The sequence below is a fragment of the Paenibacillus doosanensis genome (assembly GCF_025060755.1).
Classification (GTDB): Bacteria; Bacillota; Bacilli; order Paenibacillales; family NBRC-103111; genus Paenibacillus_S; species Paenibacillus_S doosanensis.
Window position 1 is genome coordinate 17244 of record NZ_JANYUY010000038.1, and the last position, 20123, is coordinate 37366.

Sequence of the window (20123 nt, forward strand, 5' to 3'; positions counted from 1 at the left end):
AGGGAGATTGGGCCGGCGTTTCCGCCATAGCAAGGGGGATAAGGAGGGAGACCCATTGACAGATCTGCTTGAAGTACAGGAGCTTTGCATAGAGTACGCCTCCCCGAGAGGCGTCGTGAGGGCTGCCGACCGCGTCAGCTTTACGATCGGAAAGGGAGAAATCTTCGGGCTTGCCGGAGAATCCGGCTGCGGCAAGTCGACGACCGCCTTCGGCATTTGCCGTTTGCTCAGGCATCCGGCCAAGGTGACGGGCGGCAGCGTCAAGCTGGACGGCACGGAGCTCACGTCGCTGACCGACGAGCAGTTCGACCGTCTGCGCTGGTCGAAGATGTCCATCGTGCTGCAGAGCGCGATGAACAACCTGAATCCGGTGCTGCGTATCCGCGACCAGTTGATCGATGCGATTGTCGCCCATGAGCCGTCGGCGCAAGCGGAGGCGGGGCAGCGGGCGGCCGCCTTGATGAAGCTGGTCGACCTGCCCGCTGACAGGCTGGACAGCTATCCGCACGAATTGTCGGGCGGCATGCGGCAGCGGGTCGTCATTGCCATGGCGATGGCTCTCAAGCCGAGTCTGGTCATTATGGACGAACCGACCACCGCACTGGACGTCGTCGTACAAAACGGGATTATCCGTAAAATATTGGAGCTGCAGCGGACGTTCGGCTTCTCCGTGCTGTTCATTACTCACGATCTGCCGCTGATGCTGGAGATGTGCGACCGGATCGGCATTATGTACGCGGGCCGCTTGGTGGAGGTGGCGTCGCGGGATCAGCTGCTGAAGGAGCCGAGGCATCCGTATACCAGGGGTCTGCTCAATTCCTTCCCGTCGCTATCCGGCCCGAGAACGAGGCTGACGGGCATTCCGGGCAGCCCGCCCGATCTGATCCGTCCGCCCGCCGGCTGTAAATTCGAGCCGCGCTGCGCGCATGCGCTGCCTCAATGCCGGAGCAGAGAGCCGATGATGCAAGCCGATGCGCAAGGGCAGATCGCCTGCTATTTATATTCGAAGGAGGGGGTATACGATGAAGTCTCTGCTTCAAGTGAGCGATCTCGGTAAGACGTTTACATCCCGTTCGATGTTCAAGAAAAAGCAGTTTCAGGCGGTGCGCAACGTTCAGTTCTCCCTGGAGCGGGGGGAGGTATTGGCGATCGTCGGCGAATCGGGCAGCGGCAAGAGCACGATCGCCCGGATGCTGACGAATCTGATTCCGGCTACGGACGGCGACATTTATTACAACGGGGAGGCGCTTAGGCAAAACCGGGATTTGCGCCGCCGCTTGCCGACCTTCGTGCAGATGATTTTCCAGGACCCGTTCGCCGCCTTGAACCCGCATCATACGATTGGCTATATTATCGGCCGCCCGATGCAGGTGCAGCGGCAGGTGAAAGGGGATACCCGCCCGCGGGTGCTGGAGCTGCTGCGCAAGGTGGGGCTTGCTCCGGCGGAGGACTTTATCGACAAGTACCCTTACCAGCTGTCGGGAGGACAGAAGCAGCGCGTCGTCATCGCCAAGGTGCTAGGACTGAATCCGAAGGTGATTATCGCCGACGAGCCGACATCGATGCTGGACGTGTCCATCGGCGTCGACATTATGAACCTGCTGCTCGATTTAAAGGATAAAGAGGATCTGTCGCTGATTCTGATTACGCATAATTTGGGCAGTGCGCGCTATATGGCGGACCGGATCATGGTCATGTATGCCGGTCAAGTGATGGAATACGGACCGGCGGAGGAGCTGATTCAGCGCCCGCAGCATCCGTACACGAAGCTGCTGCTGTACTCCTCTCCCGATCCGTGGAGATCCGCGGAGGAGGAGCCGGTGACGGATGTGCAGAGAGAGCCCGTCTCCGGCGCCGGCTGCAGCTTCTATCACCGCTGTCCGTCGGCCAAAGACGTGTGCCGCGCGACGCAGGTTGCGGCGGTCGAAACGGAAAGCGGGCGGAGCGTGCTCTGCCATTTATACGCTCAAGGAGGAGGAGAAGGACGATGACAAAAAAACGGCCGAATTATATTATCGTGTACTGCGACGATCTGGGCTACGGCGATTTGAGCTGCTACGGCTCTTCGCAGATGAAGACGCCGCATCTCGACCGGCTGGCCGAAGAGGGCGTCCGCTTTACGAATTGGTATTCCAATTCGCCGGTATGCTCGCCTTCGCGGGCGGCGCTGCTGACGGGCAAATATCCGGCGCGGGCCGGCGTCAGCCATATTCTCGGCGGCAGGAGAGGGACGGCCGGGCTTAAGACGTCTCTGCCTTCGCTGCCGAAGACGCTGAAGGCGGCCGGGTACCGGACGGCCTTGTTCGGCAAATGGCATCTCGGGGCCTCGGCGGAACACGGACCGAACGCGCACGGCTTCGATGAATTTTTCGGATTTCGCGCCGGCTGCATCGACTATTACTCGCATATTTTCTACTGGGAGCAGGCGGGCGGCGTGAACCCGGTGCATGATCTGTGGCATAACGAGCAGGAGGTGTGGGAGAACGGCGAGTATATGACGGAGATGATCACCGGCAAGGCGGTGGAATATATCGAGGCTTGCCCGGTGGAGGAGCCGTTCTTCCTGATGGCGGGCTACAACGCCCCGCATTACCCGATGCATGCGCCGAAGCGGTACGTCGACCGGTTTCCGGACCTGCCTCCGGACCGCAGAATAATGGCGGCCATGATCGCCGCCGTCGACGACGGGGTCGGCGATATCGTAGCGGCGTTAAAGCGCAAGGGCGTCTATGAGGATACCGTCATCTTTTTCTCCAGCGACAACGGCCCTTCGACCGAGTCGCGCAACTGGCTGGACGGCACGGAGGATCTGTATTACGGAGGCAGCGCGGGCGTATTCCGCGGACATAAGGCGAGTCTGTTCGACGGCGGCGTGAGGGAACCGGCGATACTCAGCTATCCGGCCTTGATCGAGGGAGGAGAGACGAACGGCGAAGTGTGCGCGATGATGGATATTTTTCCGACGTTTCTGGAGCTGGCGGGCGTCTCCGGGGAAGGCTGCGGGATCGACGGAACGAGCCTTGTGCCGATGCTCGAGGGAAGCGGATCGGCGCCGGCGGGCGGAGAGCGCATGCTGTTCTGGGAGTACGGGGAGCAGCTGGCAGTACGCGAAGGCAAGTGGAAGCTGGTGCTGAACGGCAAGCTCGATTTCAGCCGGACGGCGGCGGACGCCGTGCATTTGTCCGATGTGGAGGCGGACCCGGGCGAGCGGGTCAATCTGGCGGAGCGGCATCCGAACATCGTGCGGAGGCTGGAGCTTGCAGTGCGGCAATGGTACGACAACTTACGGGAGGAGGCTGTTCGCCCATGAAAGCGATTGTGATCTTGTTCGATTCCTTGAACCGACATATGCTGCCGCCTTACGGCTGCGACTGGACGCATGCGCCGAACTTCAGCCGGCTGTCGGAGCGGAGCGTGACCTTCGACAACAACTGGGTGGGCAGCATGCCGTGCATGCCGGCGCGCCGCGATTTGCTGACGGGCCGGCTTAACTTTCTGCATCGCAGCTGGGGACCGCTGGAGCCGTTCGACGACTCGATGCCCGCCATTCTGCGCAAGCAGGGGGTGCACTCTCACCTGATCAGCGATCATTATCACTATTGGGAGCCGGGAGGCGCGACGTATCACAGTCAATATACGACCTGGGATTTCGTCAGAGGCCAGGAGGGCGACCCTTGGAAAGGAGAGGTGGCGGACCCGCCGATCCCCGAGCATGTCGGAAGCTACGAAGGCTACCGCGGTCAGCTGTTCCGCCAGGATTGGATCAACCGCAAGTATATGGCGGAGGAGGAGGCGCATCCTCAGGCCAAAACATTCACCGAGGGTATCGAGTTTATCCGGACGAACCGCGGGGAGGACCGCTGGCTGCTGCAGATCGAGGCCTTTGACCCGCATGAGCCGTTCTTTTCGCATCAAGCCTATAAGGATTTATATCCCCATGATTACACCGGCAAACATTTCGACTGGCCCCAGTATCAGAAGGTGAGCGAGACCAGGGAAGAAGCCGAGCATTGCAAATACGAATACGCTGCGCTGCTCAGCATGTGCGACGCTTATCTGGGCAAGGTGATGGACGCGATGGACGAATACGAGCTGTGGCGGGATACGATGCTGATCGTCACGACGGATCACGGCTTTTTGCTCGGCGAGCACGACTGGTGGGCCAAAAATATAATGCCGTTCTATAACGAAATCGCCCGGACGCCGCTGTTCGTATGGGACCCGCGCAGCGGCAGGCGCGGCGAGCGCTGCGGCGCGCTGACGCAGATGATCGACATCGCGCCGACGCTGCTCGACTACTTCGGCGCGGAGACGCCGACCGATATGCAGGGCGTGCCGCTGACCCGGGCGTGGGAAGCGGAGGCGGGAGCTGCGGCCGAGCCTGGCCGGGAGGCGGCGCTGTTCGGCATCCACGGGGCGCATGTGAATTGCACCGACGGGCGGTACGTGTACATGCGCGCGCCGGTGCGGCCGGACAACAGCCCGCTCTATAACTACACTTTGATGCCGGCGCATATGGCGTCGATGTTCAGCCCCGCGGAGCTGCAGGAGCTGGAGCTGGCCGAGCCGTTTTCTTTTACCAAAGGCGTCCGGACGCTCAAGATTAAGTCGGGAAGCTACATCCCGGCGCACCGGTTCGGCACGCTGCTCTTCGATATTCAGACCGACCCGGAGCAGAAGCGGCCGATTCAGGACAAAGAGATCGAAGAGCGGATGACCGCGCACATGCTCCGGCTGATGAAGAGCAATGATGCGCCGCCGGAGCAGTACGAGAGGCTGGGGCTCGCGGACGGATAAGGCTTAAGCCGATGCTGCGGCCGGTCATGAGCGGCTTGCCGGGGCTCGCAGGCTTCGGCGGTGCGCGTACGGATGAACGGCGGGACAGAGGTTATCTCAGCTTCCGCCTGCGGATTAACTCGGCACGCGTCCGTGCTTTTGTTCGATAAATCCTTACTTTTGTGCAAACTTGACTTAGCATTCTCCATGTGTTCTTGGCTCCGGGATGATTATAATGTGAATCAAGATCACTTAAGGAGGTTGTATTCATGGGTCGCCAAATGCCAGTGCTTTTAACCGACGAGCAAATGAGAACATTCGTTACCGAAGGGTTTCTGATTCTGCAAACCGATTTTCCTGCGGAATTTCATCAGCGTTTGACCGAACAGCTTAACCATGTGTATGAACAGGAAGGAAATCCGGGCAACAATCTGCTGCCGCGTATCCGCGAAGTGCAGAAGCTGTTCGACCATCCGGTCGTTACGGGAGCGCTCACCAGCGTTCTTGGTCCCAATTACCTGATGCATACGCACCGGCACGGCCATTTCAACGCTTCGCCGAAGGCCGGAGGCTGGCATAAAGACAGCTACTGGGGCTACAAAAAAATGCGTAACCATCATCCGTGGTGGGCGATGATCATGTACTTCCCGCAGGATACTCCGGTAGAGCTGGGACCTACGGGCGTTATGCCGGGCACGCAAAATTACGAGAGCCGCACGTTCGTCGAAGACGACGTGAAAGGCGAAGCGGTAGCCAGCGGCGGCGCAGGGACCTTCGCGCTGATTCATTACGATATATGGCATCGCTCGACTCCGAATATTCTCGGCAAGCCGCGCTATATGCTGAAGTTCGAATTTATGCGGACAGAAGCGCCTGCAGAGCCGAGCTGGGATTGTCTCGACCGCGAATGGAAAAAGCCGGTCTCCTTCAGTACGGATATTGCGCAGCATGACGACATGTGGAGAGACACCTGGAACTGGCTGTGCGGAGAGGTCGGCAGTCTGGCCGATTCGGTAGAGGCCGATGAGGCCAAGGTGCGCGAGACGGCATCGCGGCTGGAAGACGCCTTTGAGCCGACGGCGCTGAATGCGGCGTACGCGCTGGCCGGCATGGGCGATGCGGGCATCCAGGCTCTGCTGCAGGGGCTGCGCCATGACAGCGTCAACGTATCGCGCACGTCGGCGTACGGTTTGTCCGCCGCGGGAGCGGGCGCAGTGGACGGCCTGACGTCGGCGCTCTCCGACGGGCGGACGCAAACCGTCGTCCATGCCGCGTTCGCGCTCGGCGAGCTGGGACATTTTGCGGCGCCGGCCGTGCCGCAGCTGATCCGGCTGCTGGAGCCCGAGACGGACGTCGTCGTCCGCCAGACGGTAGCCGAGGCGTTGGCCATGGTCGGAACGCCTGCCGACCAAGTGGTGGACGGACTGATCCGCTGCTTGAAGGATGAGGATGTACAGGTGCGCTTCATTGCCGGACTATCGCTATGCCGTATGGGAGCGGCGGCCGACGCCGCGGTGCCGCAGCTGGAGATCGCGCTGGAGGACGAGAACCGCTACGTGCGCGGCCATGCCGCGGAAGCGCTGCATTATATCGGCACGGAAGCGGCCAAGGACGTGCTGATCGACTTCCTGCTCAAATCCCGCTGGTGCCCGACAACGACGCCGCAAAGCACGTTTTATCCGTAAAAAAACGTTTCATGACGTTCATAAGAATCGGTAAAAAAGCCCTCATTCCCTTAAGGCTATTCCTTAGGGGAGCGGGGGCTTTGCGTGCTATGAACAGCCGCTATTCATTCCTCAGCAGGCCGAGAGCCCGCTTCATCTTGTCCGTATACTCCGCAGATCCGCTTGAATTCAGAAATTTGATCCGACAGCTGCCGTTCAGGCTGGTCATCTCCCGTTCGGATAAAACCTGAATGAGCCGCTTGACCGTGCCGGCGCTTCCGTCCACGATTCGGATATGATCGGGCAGCAGCTCCCGAAGCAAGCTTCGGTAAAACGGATAATGCGTGCAGCCGAGCACGATCGTCCCGTAATCGTCGAGATTGAAGGGAGCGAGCTTGCCCAGGAAATAGTCGCTGATGATCGTCTTATCGAAGCAAAGCGCTTCGCAGTATTCGACCAGCTCGGGCAAAGGAAGCGAATCCACGATATGTAAATTATCGATGCGCGAAACGAGGTCGTTGTATTTCGATTGCTTGAGCGTCAGCGGCGTGGCGAATACAAGTACCCTTTTTCCCGTCGAACGGTTCATCTCCACCGCAGGCTTCACGGCGGGTTCCATTCCTATAATAGGAATGTCGTAGAGACCTCTCAGCTCTTGTATGGTCAGACTTGTAGCCGTATTGCAGGCGATGACGATCGCCTTGATCTCCTCATGGATAATGGAATCTATCGAATCCAAAATATATTTCCTGACCTCGTCCTTCGGTTTGGGGCCGTAAGGAACGTGGAGCGTATCGGCAAAATAAAGAAAATCCTCATGAGGCAGCTGATTCATCGCTTCCGATAAGACGGTCAGTCCCCCTAATCCTGAATCGAAAAATGCTATTTTCATCGTACTCACCGTTCCTCTCAACAACAATTATTCGTGAATGATTCCTATATATCGGTCATCTGCAAAAATCTACCGGTCGGTTTGCACCGCCCGGGCGCGGGGCCGTCGGGGCCGGCAGTCTGCAGTATTGGTTCGATGCCTGGCGTTTAGGAGGTCCACAGCGCAAAAAGACCCCGACTATAAGGTTAACAGGTTCGCATTTCGAGTGCAAAGCAGGAATGGGACGCCCTTGGCGGGCCTTGCACGTTCATCTGGCTTTTTCGTATCGGCAGGCCTCCGCTTTCTTTAATCCGCCGTTTTACGTTGGAGCGCAAAGCTCGTTTCGAGCTTGCCGCGTCGCCCGCGTTTCTTGCGAACGTGATATAATGATATTTACGGACCAAAGAAAGGAACCGGCGGGGATGGGCGAAGGGGAAAGCTTGCAGCGGATAGAGAAAACGGCTCCGGCCGACAACTGCGGATTTGCGGTTAGCGGATTATTCGAGTTTTTCCCCTAAGGCTATGCTACGCGCCTGATGCGACATCTTAAGTTCATTGTATTAGGGATGAGGCGCAGGGGTTCAGAGTGAAAACGAACCGGGAGGAGAAAAAGATGAACATCGTAGACGTGCCGTTCGGCACCATGGATTGGAGCGCCGTAGAACCGACCGAGCATCGAGGCGAGACGGGAGAAGCCTACTGGAGAACGCTTGAGATAGGAAACATACGCGTGCGCATGGTTGAATATACGCCGGGGTATGTCGCCGATCATTGGTGCAGCCGCGGCCATGTTCTGCTTGTGCTGGAGGGCGAATTGACAACCGAGCTGAAGGACGGAAGGGTTTTTGTATTAAAGTCCGGCATGAGCTATCAGGTGGCGGATCAGGCGGAACCGCACCGTTCCTCGACCGAAACGGGAGCCAAGCTGTTTATCGTCGACTAGGCGAAGATCATGGAATAATAGCTTCGCAAGGGACCCTCATGAAGCGGACAGCCGCTTTGCGAGGGTTTTTCATTGGTAACGTCATCGGGCCAAGGCTCCGCCAGAACGACCGGTCCGAAAATATGATAGAATATAGAGTATATTACTCCATATTATGGAATGCATCGGGGGTAAAGATGATGGAATCACGCAAGCGCGGCAAAGCGGCTAGAGCACGCAAATCAAGACGGACCGGGCTGCTGCTGTCGGGGGTGCTCGTTGCGGCGCTCGGCGTAGGGGTTTGCTACGGTCTATGGAAGGGGCAGTATATTGCCTGGCCTATGGGAGGACATGCCGGAGGGGAGCGGCAGCAGAACGCGCAGGCACAAGCGCCGAAGTATAAACAAGCTGCCGAGTTCGAGATGAACGATCTGGAGCACGGCTGGGTCCGGTTCGAAGACGCGGTTATGATCACTTCCGACGGAGGGATGACTTGGAAGGCGGCGGACGCCGTTCCGGAGCTTGAGCAGGCTTCCGCTGCGGATGAAGGAGATATGCGGCTGCTGCACGGGGCTAAGACGATAACGGCTCTGCAGTATCAATCCCGGGAGTATACGGTGAAGCAAGCGCAGTTTTGGACCGACCGGATCGGCTGGGCTCTCGTGAACGACGACGGTGAAGCGGGCGGCAAGCTGTTCATTACGACCGACGGCGGAGCGACGTGGAAGGCGGAAGTTACCGGAGAGGTGAAGGAAGCGCTGGAGCGGGAGAAGCTGCTGATCGAACAGCGGGCCGCGGAGGCTTCGCGCTACGCTTCGGCTGGGCAGGCCAAGCAAGCGATCGGCTCGGAATGGTACTTGATGCCAAGCTCCGTCAGCCAGGGCGATGCGGTGCTCGTTCGCCGCGATAAGCCGGGCGAAGTGGAGTGGCAGGGGAAAACCTATGCGCTGCAGCCGTCCGGAGCCGGATACTTCACTTACTTGCCCGTAGGGACAGACGTGAAGCCGGGGGATTATCCGATCGGCGATCAAACGCTTAAGGTGCTTGCCAAAAATTTTCCCAAACAGTATCTTCAGGTGACGGAAGAGCTGGACAGCATGCGGCAGGACACGAAGCGGATCGATGCGGATCAGAAGAGAATCGATGCGGCGAGAAGCAAGTCGCAGCCCGACTTTTTGTTCACCGAGCCGTTTCTCAAGCCGATCGAAGGGATATTGACGACGCCGTACGGGCATATGCGCTATGTCAACGGCAAGCTGAGCGGCTCCCATCTGGCGCTGGATTTGGCGGCGAAGCAGGGGACGCCGATCAAGGCGACTAACGACGGCATTGTGGCCTTGGCGGACAGCTTGTATTTGACGGGCAACTCCATTTATATCGACCACGGGATGGGGCTGTTTTCGCAATATGCCCATATGTCCGAGCTGCGCGTCAAAACGGGCGACCGCGTGAAGCGCGGCGATATTATCGGCTTGGTCGGGTCGACGGGCTTCTCGACGGGCCCTCATCTGCATTTTACGTTCTGGGCGCATAATGTGCCGGTGAATCCGGATTTGTATTTCAATACGACTCCGTTTCAATGGACGGACAAGTCTTAGCGGGCAGGACGGCCTGCCGGAGCCGGCCCGTCTGCCAGGAGCTCCGATCGGGAAAACGTCACAATGAATTCCGTATATCGTCCATGGTCAGCCAATATAAGGAAGTTCTATAATAGAACGGACTGCCTTAGCGAGTCAGTCAGATGGAGAAACATCAACTGGAGAGGAGAGCTGCATCCAATGGCTCGTATATCCAACGAACAAGCCGGCAACCTCGTGCGGGAAAGCGGCGAAGCGGCTTTGCATCATACACGGCGTTACAGCATCGTTTCCCGAGGCGAGCGCCGCGAATATCGGATCAGCGTGGCGATGCCGGTTCAGGAGCCGCCGCCATCGGGATTTCCAGTCATTTACTTGCTGGATGCCAATGCGGTATTCGCTACGATGGTGGAGGCGGTACGAGTGCAGTCGCGCCGCCCCGAGAAGACCGGAGTCGTACCCGCTATCGTCGTCGGCATCGGCTACCGGACCGAAGAGCCGTTCGCCCCTGAACGGTATTACGATTTCACGCTGCCCGTTCCTATTGAAGAGCTTCCGGCGAAGCCCGACGGCACTCCATGGCCGGAGCAGGGCGGAGCCGACGCTTTTCTGACTTTTATCGAAGAGGATCTGAAACCGCAAATCGCACAAAGCTATCCTGTCGATTCCGGCAGGCAAACGATTTTCGGCCATTCGCTGGGAGGGCTTTTTGTGCTGCATACGCTGTTCACCCGCCCCGAAGCTTTTCAAACGTATATCGCAGGGAGCCCGTCCATTCATTGGAACCGGCGATGTATTCTTGAAGAGGAGCGGCAATTTCCGGAGAAGCTGGAGCAGATTCACTCCCCGGGGCAGCGCAATGTGGACGTATTGATAGCGGTCGGTGAGCTGGAGGGCCGCCATCCGAGCGGAATGAACGGGAATGCCATGGAGATGGCGCAGCGGCTTGCTTCTCTTGCGAACCGCGGCGTGCGGGCGGAGTTCAAACAGTTTGAGGACGAGGGCCATGTGTCCGTCCTGCCGGTTCTCATCAGCCGGGCTTTGCGCTTTGCGCTGCGCCCATAGCCGGGGCGGCCTCCGCAGACGTTTTACGCCTGCGCGGTCTTCCCCGGCATTTTTGGAAGCGTGGTGAAAAAGCAAACTTCGCTAAGCGAGAGCAATCTGAAGAAGCGTAAGCGTTCGCCTTTGAAAACGGATTCTCTCCACAGAAAAACGAAAAAACAATCCAAAGAATCCGATTTCAACAGCGATTGGAGGATCAAATCGCCGCCGCAGCGGACTTTTTCATCACCCTTTTAGAAGTCGGATGGAAAAAAGAGCGGTAAAAGGACCTTGTATCCCTGACGTAAAGCGGGAAATGAGGTTCTTTTTGTCATTTGCCGTCGAATAGGTTATGGCCTTCGCGAAAAAAATGAATATTATGTAAAAATATTAAAATTAAGGATTGTCAAACCGATAACATACATGTAAGGTAATAAAAGGATGTATATGCGCAGCAGGACATACTGGAGAAAATAAAAAACAGGGAGAGAAAAGTGATGACCCAAGTTCAGGTGCAAGTGGTAGAATCGATTTCGGCGATAATTTCCAGCGAGCTCGAGAAAGCGAAACAGACCAACCCTTTTTTTACCCGGTTTCCGGAGTCGGCCAAAGCCGAAGATTTTAAATGGTGTATGCATCTTTATCATTTGTCCAAGCATTTTGGAGAGCTGCTGAAGCTGCGCTGGGAGCGGTTCCCGAACGTAGACCACGATGTGTTCTCGACACATTACGAGGAAGAGAAGGATCATGCCGAGATGCTGCGCAAATGGATGCTGGATTTGGGGCTGGACGATCCGGAGGAAGCTTTTCCTAATTATGAAACCGAAAATTTCATCTCCCTGCAGTATCGCGCGGTAAGCTCGATGAGCGAGAACTTGTCTTTGCTGCTGGTGAACAGCACGGCCGAAGGGTACGCCCATGCGATGTATTTGCACGCATTCGACATTTTGCAGAAGGCCGGGTTTACCAATCTGGAATATTGGGAGGTTCACTGCGAAGCCGATGAAGAGCACAGCGACGTATACCACCTGATTAAGGAAATGAACGAAAAAGAGCTTAAAGAAGCGGAGCATCTGGTTGCGTATACTTGCGAATCTTTGAATGCCATGCTCGCTTCGTGGTTCCGATAAACCGAAGGAGGGGCTGTCAATATGGCATTCGAGGATAAATTTTTATATCATGCGGATCGGGCGAACAACGTTTTGTCCTGGCAGGTGAGAGATGCGCTGACCGTAGAGGATGCGGAGAAAGCGAGCGCGCTTGTCAAGCAAAATTTGGCTGTAATGAATGAGGCCAAGCTGCTGGTAGACAACCGTTTTATGGTGAGCAAGGGGAGGCCTATCGTATTTTCTCCGGAAGTCAATATGATTTGGGAGCAGCTGCAGAGCGATATTTTGCCCAAGGTCAGCAAATGCGCGATCTTATGCAGCGGCGTCATTATGAAGATGCAGATGGATCGCATCGCCCGGGCTTCGGGGATGATCGAAGTGCTGCAGAGCTTCTGGAGCGACGACAGCGATACGATGAGAATCGACGCTTACCAATTTCTTGGAGTGACGGGAAATGAACTGATCGACCGGCATACCGTTCAAGCTTAAAGAGGCGGACAAGCAGAGCGCGGGGGGCGGGACGGTCCCGTATGTAAGCCTTCATCGACAATAGCGAGAGCACCGCATCCTTCTGGTCAAGGAAGCGGTGCTCTTGCTGCTGCCCGCCCTCGGCAGGGCCACGTCCCGCTGAGGCGGCTTAAGGCCGGCGGAACGAAGCGAGCGCCTGATCCGCCTTGGCTTGAGCTTTCTTCAGAGCTTCCTCCGGCGGCATGGCGCCGCTTAGAGAAGCCTCGATCGCTTCGTTCAGCGCCGCGCGGACTTTGGCGATATTATGCGTCGCCAGCTCCTTGGCCGAGTAAGCCAGCTGGTTGCGCGCCACGAGCGACTCGGGAAACTCTTTTCCGTAAGCTTGCAATGAAGGGGTATCATAGGCCGATTTTCTAACCGCTATATATCCGGTGTCGATGCTCCATTGGGCGATGCGCTCGGGTTCGGTCATCCATTGGACGAAGGTCCATGCCGCGTCCTGTTTTCTCGTGTTGACCGTTTTGAACACGTAGAAGTTGCCTCCGCTCGTCGGCGTCGTCAGCTGCTTGTTGGTAGGCAGGAAGCCGACGCCGAGGCGGAACGGGGCTTGGTTCCGAATATAGGTCAGACTTCCCGAAGTGTATACCAGCATTGCGGTTTTCCCGTGTATGAAGTCATCCGGCACCGACGCCCATTCGATCCGCGATTCGGGCATGACCTTGTGAGCATGGGATAAATCGCGCCAATAGCGGAGCGCTTCGGCATTGGCCGCCGTATCCAAATATACCTGCTTCCCGTCGTCCGACATGAGCGAGCTTCCGTTTTGCATCGCAAAAGCTTGAAAGATCCGGGTCGCCATCCCGCCTCCGGAGGACGGAATTTCAAGTCCCCACCGCTGTGAGGTCGTTAGCCCGGCTGCTGCGCGGAGCAGCTCGTCCCAATTGCGCGGAGGCGCGTCGGGGCTCAGGCCTTGCTCCGCAAAGGCGTCGCGGTTGTAATACATCAGCAGAGTGCTGCGCTGGAACGGGATGCTGTAGGTATGACCGTCCGCCTGGGAGTCGGCCAAAAAGGCAGGGTAAAAATCGCTTACAAAAGCGTCGCCGCCGGCCTGATTAATATAATCGTCAAGCGGAACGATAGCATCCATGTCGAGCATGGTATACAGCTGAGTCGACTGCAGCACGGCCACGTCCGGCGGATTGTTCCCTTGAACGGCGGCCTGCGTTTTGATGGCGGTATCCTGGTAATCGCCCATATAAACGGGGTTAATCCGGATGCCGGGGTGTTCCTTCATAAATTGCTCGCTCATCTCTTCGATGGTCGTTGTCAAAGGACCGCCTACGTCGACCGGATAATAGAAAGAAAGCTCGACCGTATCCGCTCCGTCGTCATGAGAGGCGCCGTCCGGCACTGCCGGAGGAAGCCAGCTTGCGCTGCCGCAGCCGGAGATTAGAGCAAGCATGATGATGAGGCATCCGATCTTATTGAGATTCATCCGCGCTCTTCCTTCGCCGATAGTTATGGCGCGGCCTTTAGAAGGGTGGTGAAAAAGTCCGCTGCGGCGTCCATTTGATCCTCCAATCGCTGTTGAAAATGGATTCTTTGGATTGTTTTTTCGTTTTTCTGTGGAGAGAATCCGTTTTCAAAGGCGAACGCTTACGCTTTTCCAGATTCAAATGGCCCCTCCGCTCTTTTTTCGCCACGCATTTAGAGGCCCGCGCCGAATTGCTGTTTAGTATAGATCAAACGATGGGCAAATGCAACGCAGCTTCCAGCAGCAGCCTTTCTTGACGATTCATGATCGCGGCCGGCTTGCCCTGTCGCGGCCTATCCGGCAAGCCGTTATTGCGCCGCAAACTGATCCCGGTAGGCGCCCGGAGGCATGCCGGTTTGCTGCTTGAAGACGAGAGCGAAATGCTTCGGGCTCGGATAACCCGACAAGCGGGCCACGTCGTATACTTTTAGCTGCGTATGGGTAAGCAAATATTTGGCCCGCTCCATCCGCGCTTCCGTAATAAAATCGGATAAGTTTTGTCCCGTTTCCGTCTTGAACAAGGAGCTGACATAAGCGGGATGCAGAGCGACCAGGGAGGCGAGCGCATTCAAGCTTAAATCGTCCTCCGGATGGTTGATAATATATTCCTTGATCGTACGGATCGTATATTTATCCTGCGCGGGCGAACGGTGAGCTTCGGGCTGTCCGGCCGCCCCGGACCCTGAACCGGATTCGGGACTGGAATCCGCAGGCGCAATCGGTGGCGGGGAAACGGGAGGGAGTATGCCGCGAGCGGCGTTCAGCTTATTGCGGATTTTCTCCAGCGCGGTGAGGAACGCCTTGCGGCTGACCGGTTTAAGCAAATAATCCGCGACCTCGCACCGGATGGCCTCCTGGGCGTAATGGAAATCCTGATAGCCGCTTATAATCATGACGGGCAGATCGGCATAGCGCTTGCGCACTTCCCTGATAAAGGTCAGCCCGTCCATCTCCCGCATCCGAATGTCGGATATGATCAGGTCGGGAATGTCGCTGCCGAGCAGCTCCATCGCTTCCTTGCCGTGAGCCGCTTCCCTGGTTACGCCAAAATCCGGGCATAGCTGCTCGATCATCCGTTTGATGCCTTCCCGTATTTGCGATTCATCCTCAACCAGCCATACCTTATACATGGCTTTCCTTCCTTTCTATGACCGGCAGCGTCAGCGTGAATGAAGCTCCTTGTCCCGGACTCCCGTCGATATGCAGTCCGTATCCGGGACCGAACATGAGCGCAAGCCTTTGATGAATGCTGCGCAGCGCCATCCCTTTGAGCGAAGCTTCGTCTCCCGCCGGCTCCGTAATCAGCCGCTGCAGCCGGGCAATCTCTTCTTCCGTCAATCCTTTGCCGTCGTCGCGGACTCCGAGCAGCAGATCGTTCTCGAAGCGGTTCACCGAAATCCAGACGGTGCCCGGCCGGCCCGATTCGTCGATGCCGTGATAGATGGCGTTCTCCACGAGCGGCTGCAGCAGCATCCGCGGAATATAGAGCGGATAGAGCTCTTCCTCCGCCCATAGGACGATCTTCAGCCGTTCGCCGTAGCGCACCTGCTGGATGCTCACATACGAGCCGATCGAGCGAAGCTCCTCCTCGACCGAGACGAGCTGGTCGTAAGAGCCGATAGAATGACGCAGCAGGCCGCCGAGGGAGGACACCATATCGGAAATATCGTAATTTTCGCTGCGGATCGCCATCATGTTGATCGACTCCAGCGTATTGTAGATGAAGTGAGGATTCATTTGGGCCAGAAGCTGGGACAACTGAGCTTCCTTCTCTCTCAACCGAACCGCATATACTTCGTTGACGAGCCGGTCGATTTCTTCCGACATCCGGTTAAACCCTTGCTCGAGCTGGCCGATCTCGTCGGCGGAGCGGACGGGGACGGTTTGGCGGAGATCGCCGATTTCCACCAAATGCATTTTTTCCTTCAGCCGCATGATCGGCCGGATCAGCCTGTACGATATTAAGACGGCGAGTCCGCCCGCTGCCAGCAGACAGACGGCGAACGTCGTCAGGGTGACATAGCGGACACGCTCGGTCGCTTGGTGCAGGGAGGCTTCCGGAATGAAGCTGATGATTTTCAAACCGGAATAAGAGGAGCGGTTCACGATCGTCAAAAAGGACGAACGGCCGGCTTGGCTGTGCCAAACGCCGGTTTGAGCCGGCAGCTCCGTCTTCAGCAGCAGCGTCTGGTCGGGTGCAGTCAAGCCGTCGTGATTTTGTTCGTAGAACAGCTCGTTCCGGTCGTTAAGCACGACCAGATTGCCGATCTGCCCGAAGGTGTACGATTCGGCCAGTTCCTGAAATACTTTCAGCCGAAAATCGATTTTCATCATTCCGATCACTTGCCGGGAGCCGGGCTCGCGAATCAGGCGCGCAGCGGAGATGAGCGGTTCCGCATCGGGCGCTTCCTTCAAATAATCGGGCCGGTGCTGGGGAATCATGACCCAAGTGCCTGCGGCCTGCTGAACGGCGTCATACCACGACTCGCGGTCGATGCGGATGAACGGGCGAACCAGGTAAGGGTCCATGCTGGAGAATATGTAGCCGTTGTTGGCAATCAGCTGAATGCCCCTGACTTCGGGGTGGTAAGAGGTGGAGCCGGCTATCCCGGCAAATATCCGGCTCTGTTCGTCCACCGTAGGCATCTGCCCTGTAAGTCCGGGGTTGCTGTACGATTCCAGAATCGCAGTGACATCTTCGTTATAAAGCGGCAGCAGAGAGAGCGATTGCATCTCTTCCTTGAGCGTTTGGTCGAGACTGCGGTTAATTTGACTCACTATTTGCACGGTATAATCGACGGTCGTCCGCTCTACCGAATTGGAGAAATCGAGATAAGTCACCGTTCCCTGCACGACGAGAGGCACGGTAATCAGCAGCAGGAAGACGATGACGATTTTGCTGCGCAGCGACATTCGCGCAATCGTCTTTTTCCATTCGAATCGTTGGTCCATGATTAAGTACCTTGTACACTTTCCGTTAAAATGAGGCAGGGCGGCGCTTGCGGCATGATGGGCCGTACGGCGGGCACCGAAGGCCGCCTGCTTGACCTATTTTACCACATCGCTTCAAAAGGGTGGTGGAAAAAGAGCGGAGGGGCCATTTGAATCCGGGGAAGCGCCAGCGATCGGAAGACGTTCCCGTATGCGCAAGCCGTCGGTTTCGCCGCATTTTTCAATAAACAACATTTCTTAAGCAGCCTGAAGGAAACGAAACATGCTATACTAGGAATGAAGCGTTTACAGGAAGGAGCGATATGCAATGAAGCTTTATCGAAGCGACGCTGCGCTGCAGCAGGAAATGAAGGAGACGAGCCTTCCTCCGGGAACGGCGGCTTTATGGGCTCTCGGACAGGCCGGTTTTTTAATTCAAATCGAGGATAAAAGGTTGGTTATAGACCCTTACTTGAGCAATAAAACGGCGGGAGGGCCGTGGGTTAGGCAGTTTCCGGCACCGGTAACTCCCGAGCAGCTGCCGGAGCTTGAAGCGGTGCTGTGTACGCATCAGCATGACGATCATATGGACGCCTCGACGTTAGCGAAGCTGTATCCGAGACAGACGACTCAGTTCATCATTCCGCGCGCGCATGCCGGTCTTATGGCTTCGTGGGGGCTGGGGCCCGAGCGGATTATCGGGATGAATCATATGGAAAGCGCGACGGTGAACGGGGTGGAGCTCCGGGCAATCGCCGCGATGCACGACCGCTTCGAGCAGGACGATCAGGGCAATCATCGATACCTCGGCTATGTGATCCGCTGCGGCGGTCTGACGATATACCATTCCGGGGATACGATAGGATTTCCCGAGCTGGCGGAATGGCTGAAGGACGAGCGGATCGACATCGCGCTGATCCCGATCAACGGTAGAGATTATGCGCGAACCGCTCAAGGGATCGTCGGCAATTGCAATTACAGAGAGGCGGCCGATTTGGCGGCGGCGATCGGAGCGGATATGGTCATTCCGATGCATTTCGGCATGTTCGCGCATAATGACGAGAACCCGGCCTATTTCGTCGATTATTTGTATACGCGTTATCGGGCGCAAAAATTCCATATGATGACGGCCGGAGAGCGGTTTATTTATATGAAGTAAGGATGAACGGCCGCCGGTCATTGAAGCGGCTCATGAGGCTCCGGCCGGACAGCAGAAAGTACTCGAATCGGAAATCTTGTAAAGCGAGGGAAGAACACATGATGACCATACGCATAGGATTGATCGGAGCCGGAGGGATTGCGCGCTCGCGGCATTTGCCGGGCTTGCAAAAGCTTAAAGGCGTGGAACTGGCTGCAGTGGCGAACCGTCGTTACGACAATGCGCTGAAGGCCGCCGAGGAGTACGGCTTCGGCAAGGCTTATCGGACTTGGCAGGAGGTGGCCGAAGATCCCGCCGTCGATGCGGTGTTCGTCTGCACCCCGCCGTATTTGCATAAGGAAATTACGGCCTATTGTTTGGCCCGGGGCAAGCATGTGTTCTCTCAGGCGAGAATGGCTATGAACTTGCCGGAGGCGCTGGAGATGCTGAAGCTGGACGAGTCGACCCGGCTGACCACGATGCTCTGCCCGCCGCCGAATTATATGAAGGTGGAGCCCTACGCGCTTCAGCTGCTGGCGGAAGGGACGCTCGGCGACATACGCCATGTCAGCCTGACGCATCCTTCAGGGCAGTACTCCGATCCCCGCAAGCCGCTCCACTGGAGGCAGCGGGCGGATCTGCAGGGAATCAACGCGCTCGATGTCGGCATTATGGGAGAGGTGCTGAACAAATGGTTCGGACCGGTCAAAACGCTGTATGCCGAGGGGCAAACTTGGGTTACAGAACGGCCGCAGGATAACGAGGGCTTCAGCCGGGTGGAGCTGCCGGATTCCGTAACGGTGATCGGGCGGTTCGCTCGCGGGCCGCAGCTTACCGCACTGTTCAGCGGCGCGGTGCAGGGCGGAACCCCGCAGCTGTCGATTCACGGCAGCCGCGGTACGCTGACCTGCTATCCGGAAGCGTCTTATCTGCTGCTCCGAACGGCGGAGGGCGAGAAGCGGCTGGACGTTCCGGCGGACCGGATCAAGGAATGGACCGTCGAGCGCGATTTTATCGAAGCGGTGCGGCAGGGCCGCAAGGGCGATCCGTCATTTCGCGACGGCGCCAAATATATGGCTTTTACACAGGCGGTTGCGGACTCAATTCGCACCGGCGGGCGCGTAGCAGTCGCGGAGATTTCTTGAGCTAAGGGAAGGCGAAAAAATGCCCTGCAATCCGTTTGAGGATGCAGGGCATTGTGCTGCCTTATGACCGGGTTGAAATTTGCTGAGACGTCTGTGCAGGGAAAAGCAGCGCTTATTCGCGGCAAATCCTGGCGTGAAATACGGCCCGTCGCCTTGCCGAGGCCGGGGTTGGCGGTTTCTTATGCGCATCGTACAACCTCCGGATAAGGGATAATCAGTGACGATAAAGTAGACGAAGACAGTGGAAACAGCCTGTACTAACAGAGGCGCATTTAAAACATGCTGAACAGCATGCTGATGAAGCCTTTCTTTTTGGACGGTTTAGGCGTTTCGCGCAGGCTGGCGAGGGTGCGTTCGGAATGGCGCGACAAGGATCGTTGAATAACCTCGACCTCGGCTGCGAGCGTTTGAACGGATTTGCGGATTTCGTCGAGCTCATTGCGATGCTGCAGTATTTGCGTGGATACAATATCGCTGGCTTTCTGCTCCAGCCGCAGTTCCAGGTCGGCGATGCGCTGGAGAAGTGCGTCCGTCTGTGCCGCGCTGTGGCTGATCGCAGCGCCGGCGGATTGCAGCTCGGCCGCCGGAAGGGTGCGCGGCTTCACCGTGCGGGAATCGCCGTCCCAAATCGCCTGCATCGTCTTGCCCTGCTGCAGCTGTTCTTGAATGGAACGAAGCCGCTGCAGATCGTCCTCGGAATAAATGTAGTGACCGAGCTCATCCTTTTGAAACCAGCCTTGAAAAAAAGCAACCCAACGTTTAACTGTGGTGGGGCTCACCCCCAGCTTCAGAGCGACTTCCCTGGTAGTCATTGCTTCCATTTTAGCGCCTCCTCCGTCCTGTGCTTTAGGTTTTCATATAAGCTATTCGCCCCTTTTTTCCAACTCCCTGCAAGGGTGACAAAGGTAGTGTCCATTCGCTAAAGAAAGTAGTTTTTCACACGATTC

Annotated in this window: 17 protein-coding genes; 12 read left to right on the forward strand and 5 right to left on the reverse strand. The window is 57.1% G+C overall.

Annotated elements, in window-relative coordinates:
• The first annotated feature begins 55 nt into the window (after window positions 1–55).
• The 5 genes from N0M98_RS22945 (at window position 56) to N0M98_RS22965 (ending at window position 6461) form a co-directional block, all read left to right on the forward strand.
• A complete protein-coding gene (locus N0M98_RS22945; RefSeq protein WP_259619291.1) occupies window positions 56–1057 on the forward strand; it encodes an ABC transporter ATP-binding protein in 1002 nt (333 codons plus the stop codon).
• Complete coding sequence (locus N0M98_RS22950; protein WP_259619292.1) at window positions 1023–1991, forward strand: ABC transporter ATP-binding protein; 969 nt, start codon at window positions 1023–1025, stop codon at window positions 1989–1991. The genes N0M98_RS22945 and N0M98_RS22950 overlap by 35 nt, the downstream gene beginning before the upstream one ends.
• Window positions 1988–3310: a sulfatase-like hydrolase/transferase gene (locus N0M98_RS22955; protein ID WP_259619293.1), complete on the forward strand. Its 1323-nt coding sequence runs from the start codon at window positions 1988–1990 to the stop codon at window positions 3308–3310. The genes N0M98_RS22950 and N0M98_RS22955 overlap by 4 nt, the downstream gene beginning before the upstream one ends.
• Window positions 3307–4797 carry a sulfatase gene (locus N0M98_RS22960; RefSeq protein ID WP_259619294.1) on the forward strand — a complete coding sequence of 497 codons (1491 nt, stop codon included), beginning with the start codon at window positions 3307–3309 and terminating at the stop codon, window positions 4795–4797. Before N0M98_RS22955 ends, N0M98_RS22960 begins: the two co-directional genes overlap by 4 nt.
• 248 nt (window positions 4798–5045) lie before the next feature.
• Window positions 5046–6461: a HEAT repeat domain-containing protein gene (locus N0M98_RS22965; protein WP_259619295.1), complete on the forward strand. Its 1416-nt coding sequence runs from the start codon at window positions 5046–5048 to the stop codon at window positions 6459–6461.
• A 100-nt stretch (window positions 6462–6561) separates the two neighbouring features.
• On the opposite strand, the gene murI is transcribed toward N0M98_RS22965, so the two are convergent.
• The gene (gene murI, locus N0M98_RS22970; RefSeq protein ID WP_249865123.1) at window positions 6562–7332 is read right to left on the reverse strand and encodes a glutamate racemase; all 771 of its coding nucleotides are present in this window, start codon (window positions 7330–7332) and stop codon (window positions 6562–6564) included.
• 592 nt (window positions 7333–7924) lie between these two features.
• On the opposite strand from murI, the gene N0M98_RS22975 reads away from it, so the two are divergent.
• The 5 genes from N0M98_RS22975 to N0M98_RS22995 all read left to right on the forward strand — a co-directional run bounded on the left by N0M98_RS22975 (window position 7925) and on the right by N0M98_RS22995 (window position 12449).
• A complete protein-coding gene (locus N0M98_RS22975; protein WP_249865122.1) occupies window positions 7925–8254 on the forward strand; it encodes a DHCW motif cupin fold protein in 330 nt (109 codons plus the stop codon).
• A gap of 176 nt (window positions 8255–8430) precedes the next feature.
• Window positions 8431–9831: a M23 family metallopeptidase gene (locus N0M98_RS22980; protein ID WP_249865121.1), complete on the forward strand. Its 1401-nt coding sequence runs from the start codon at window positions 8431–8433 to the stop codon at window positions 9829–9831.
• A gap of 180 nt (window positions 9832–10011) precedes the next feature.
• Complete coding sequence (locus tag N0M98_RS22985) at window positions 10012–10875, forward strand: alpha/beta hydrolase (protein ID WP_249865120.1); 864 nt, start codon at window positions 10012–10014, stop codon at window positions 10873–10875.
• Window positions 10876–11348: 473 nt separating this feature from the next.
• Entirely contained in the window at window positions 11349–11981 is a 633-nt protein-coding gene (locus tag N0M98_RS22990) for an iron-containing redox enzyme family protein (RefSeq protein WP_249865119.1), read from the forward strand.
• A gap of 21 nt (window positions 11982–12002) precedes the next feature.
• Window positions 12003–12449, forward strand: a complete 447-nt coding sequence (locus N0M98_RS22995; protein ID WP_249865118.1) for a hypothetical protein — start codon at window positions 12003–12005, stop codon at window positions 12447–12449.
• Between the two features lie 148 nt (window positions 12450–12597).
• On the opposite strand, the gene N0M98_RS23000 is transcribed toward N0M98_RS22995, so the two are convergent.
• The 3 genes from N0M98_RS23000 to N0M98_RS23010 all read right to left on the reverse strand — a co-directional run bounded on the left by N0M98_RS23000 (window position 12598) and on the right by N0M98_RS23010 (window position 16914).
• Complete coding sequence (locus N0M98_RS23000) at window positions 12598–13923, reverse strand: ABC transporter substrate-binding protein (RefSeq protein ID WP_259619296.1); 1326 nt, start codon at window positions 13921–13923, stop codon at window positions 12598–12600.
• A gap of 347 nt (window positions 13924–14270) precedes the next feature.
• Window positions 14271–15092 carry a response regulator transcription factor gene (locus N0M98_RS23005; protein WP_259619297.1) on the reverse strand — a complete coding sequence of 274 codons (822 nt, stop codon included), beginning with the start codon at window positions 15090–15092 and terminating at the stop codon, window positions 14271–14273.
• Window positions 15085–16914, reverse strand: a complete 1830-nt coding sequence (locus N0M98_RS23010; RefSeq protein WP_259619298.1) for a cache domain-containing sensor histidine kinase — start codon at window positions 16912–16914, stop codon at window positions 15085–15087. The genes N0M98_RS23005 and N0M98_RS23010 overlap by 8 nt, the downstream gene beginning before the upstream one ends.
• A gap of 307 nt (window positions 16915–17221) precedes the next feature.
• Here N0M98_RS23010 and N0M98_RS23015 point away from each other — a divergent pair, with 307 nt between their 5' ends.
• Both N0M98_RS23015 and N0M98_RS23020 read left to right on the forward strand, forming a co-directional pair.
• Window positions 17222–18052: an MBL fold metallo-hydrolase gene (locus N0M98_RS23015; RefSeq protein ID WP_259619299.1), complete on the forward strand. Its 831-nt coding sequence runs from the start codon at window positions 17222–17224 to the stop codon at window positions 18050–18052.
• A 98-nt stretch (window positions 18053–18150) separates the two neighbouring features.
• Entirely contained in the window at window positions 18151–19176 is a 1026-nt protein-coding gene (locus N0M98_RS23020; RefSeq protein ID WP_259619300.1) for a Gfo/Idh/MocA family protein, read from the forward strand.
• Between the two features lie 272 nt (window positions 19177–19448).
• Here the strand turns inward: N0M98_RS23020 and N0M98_RS23025 are convergent, their stop codons facing one another.
• Complete coding sequence (locus N0M98_RS23025; RefSeq protein ID WP_259619301.1) at window positions 19449–19997, reverse strand: MerR family transcriptional regulator; 549 nt, start codon at window positions 19995–19997, stop codon at window positions 19449–19451.
• Between the last annotated feature and the right edge of the window lie 126 nt (window positions 19998–20123).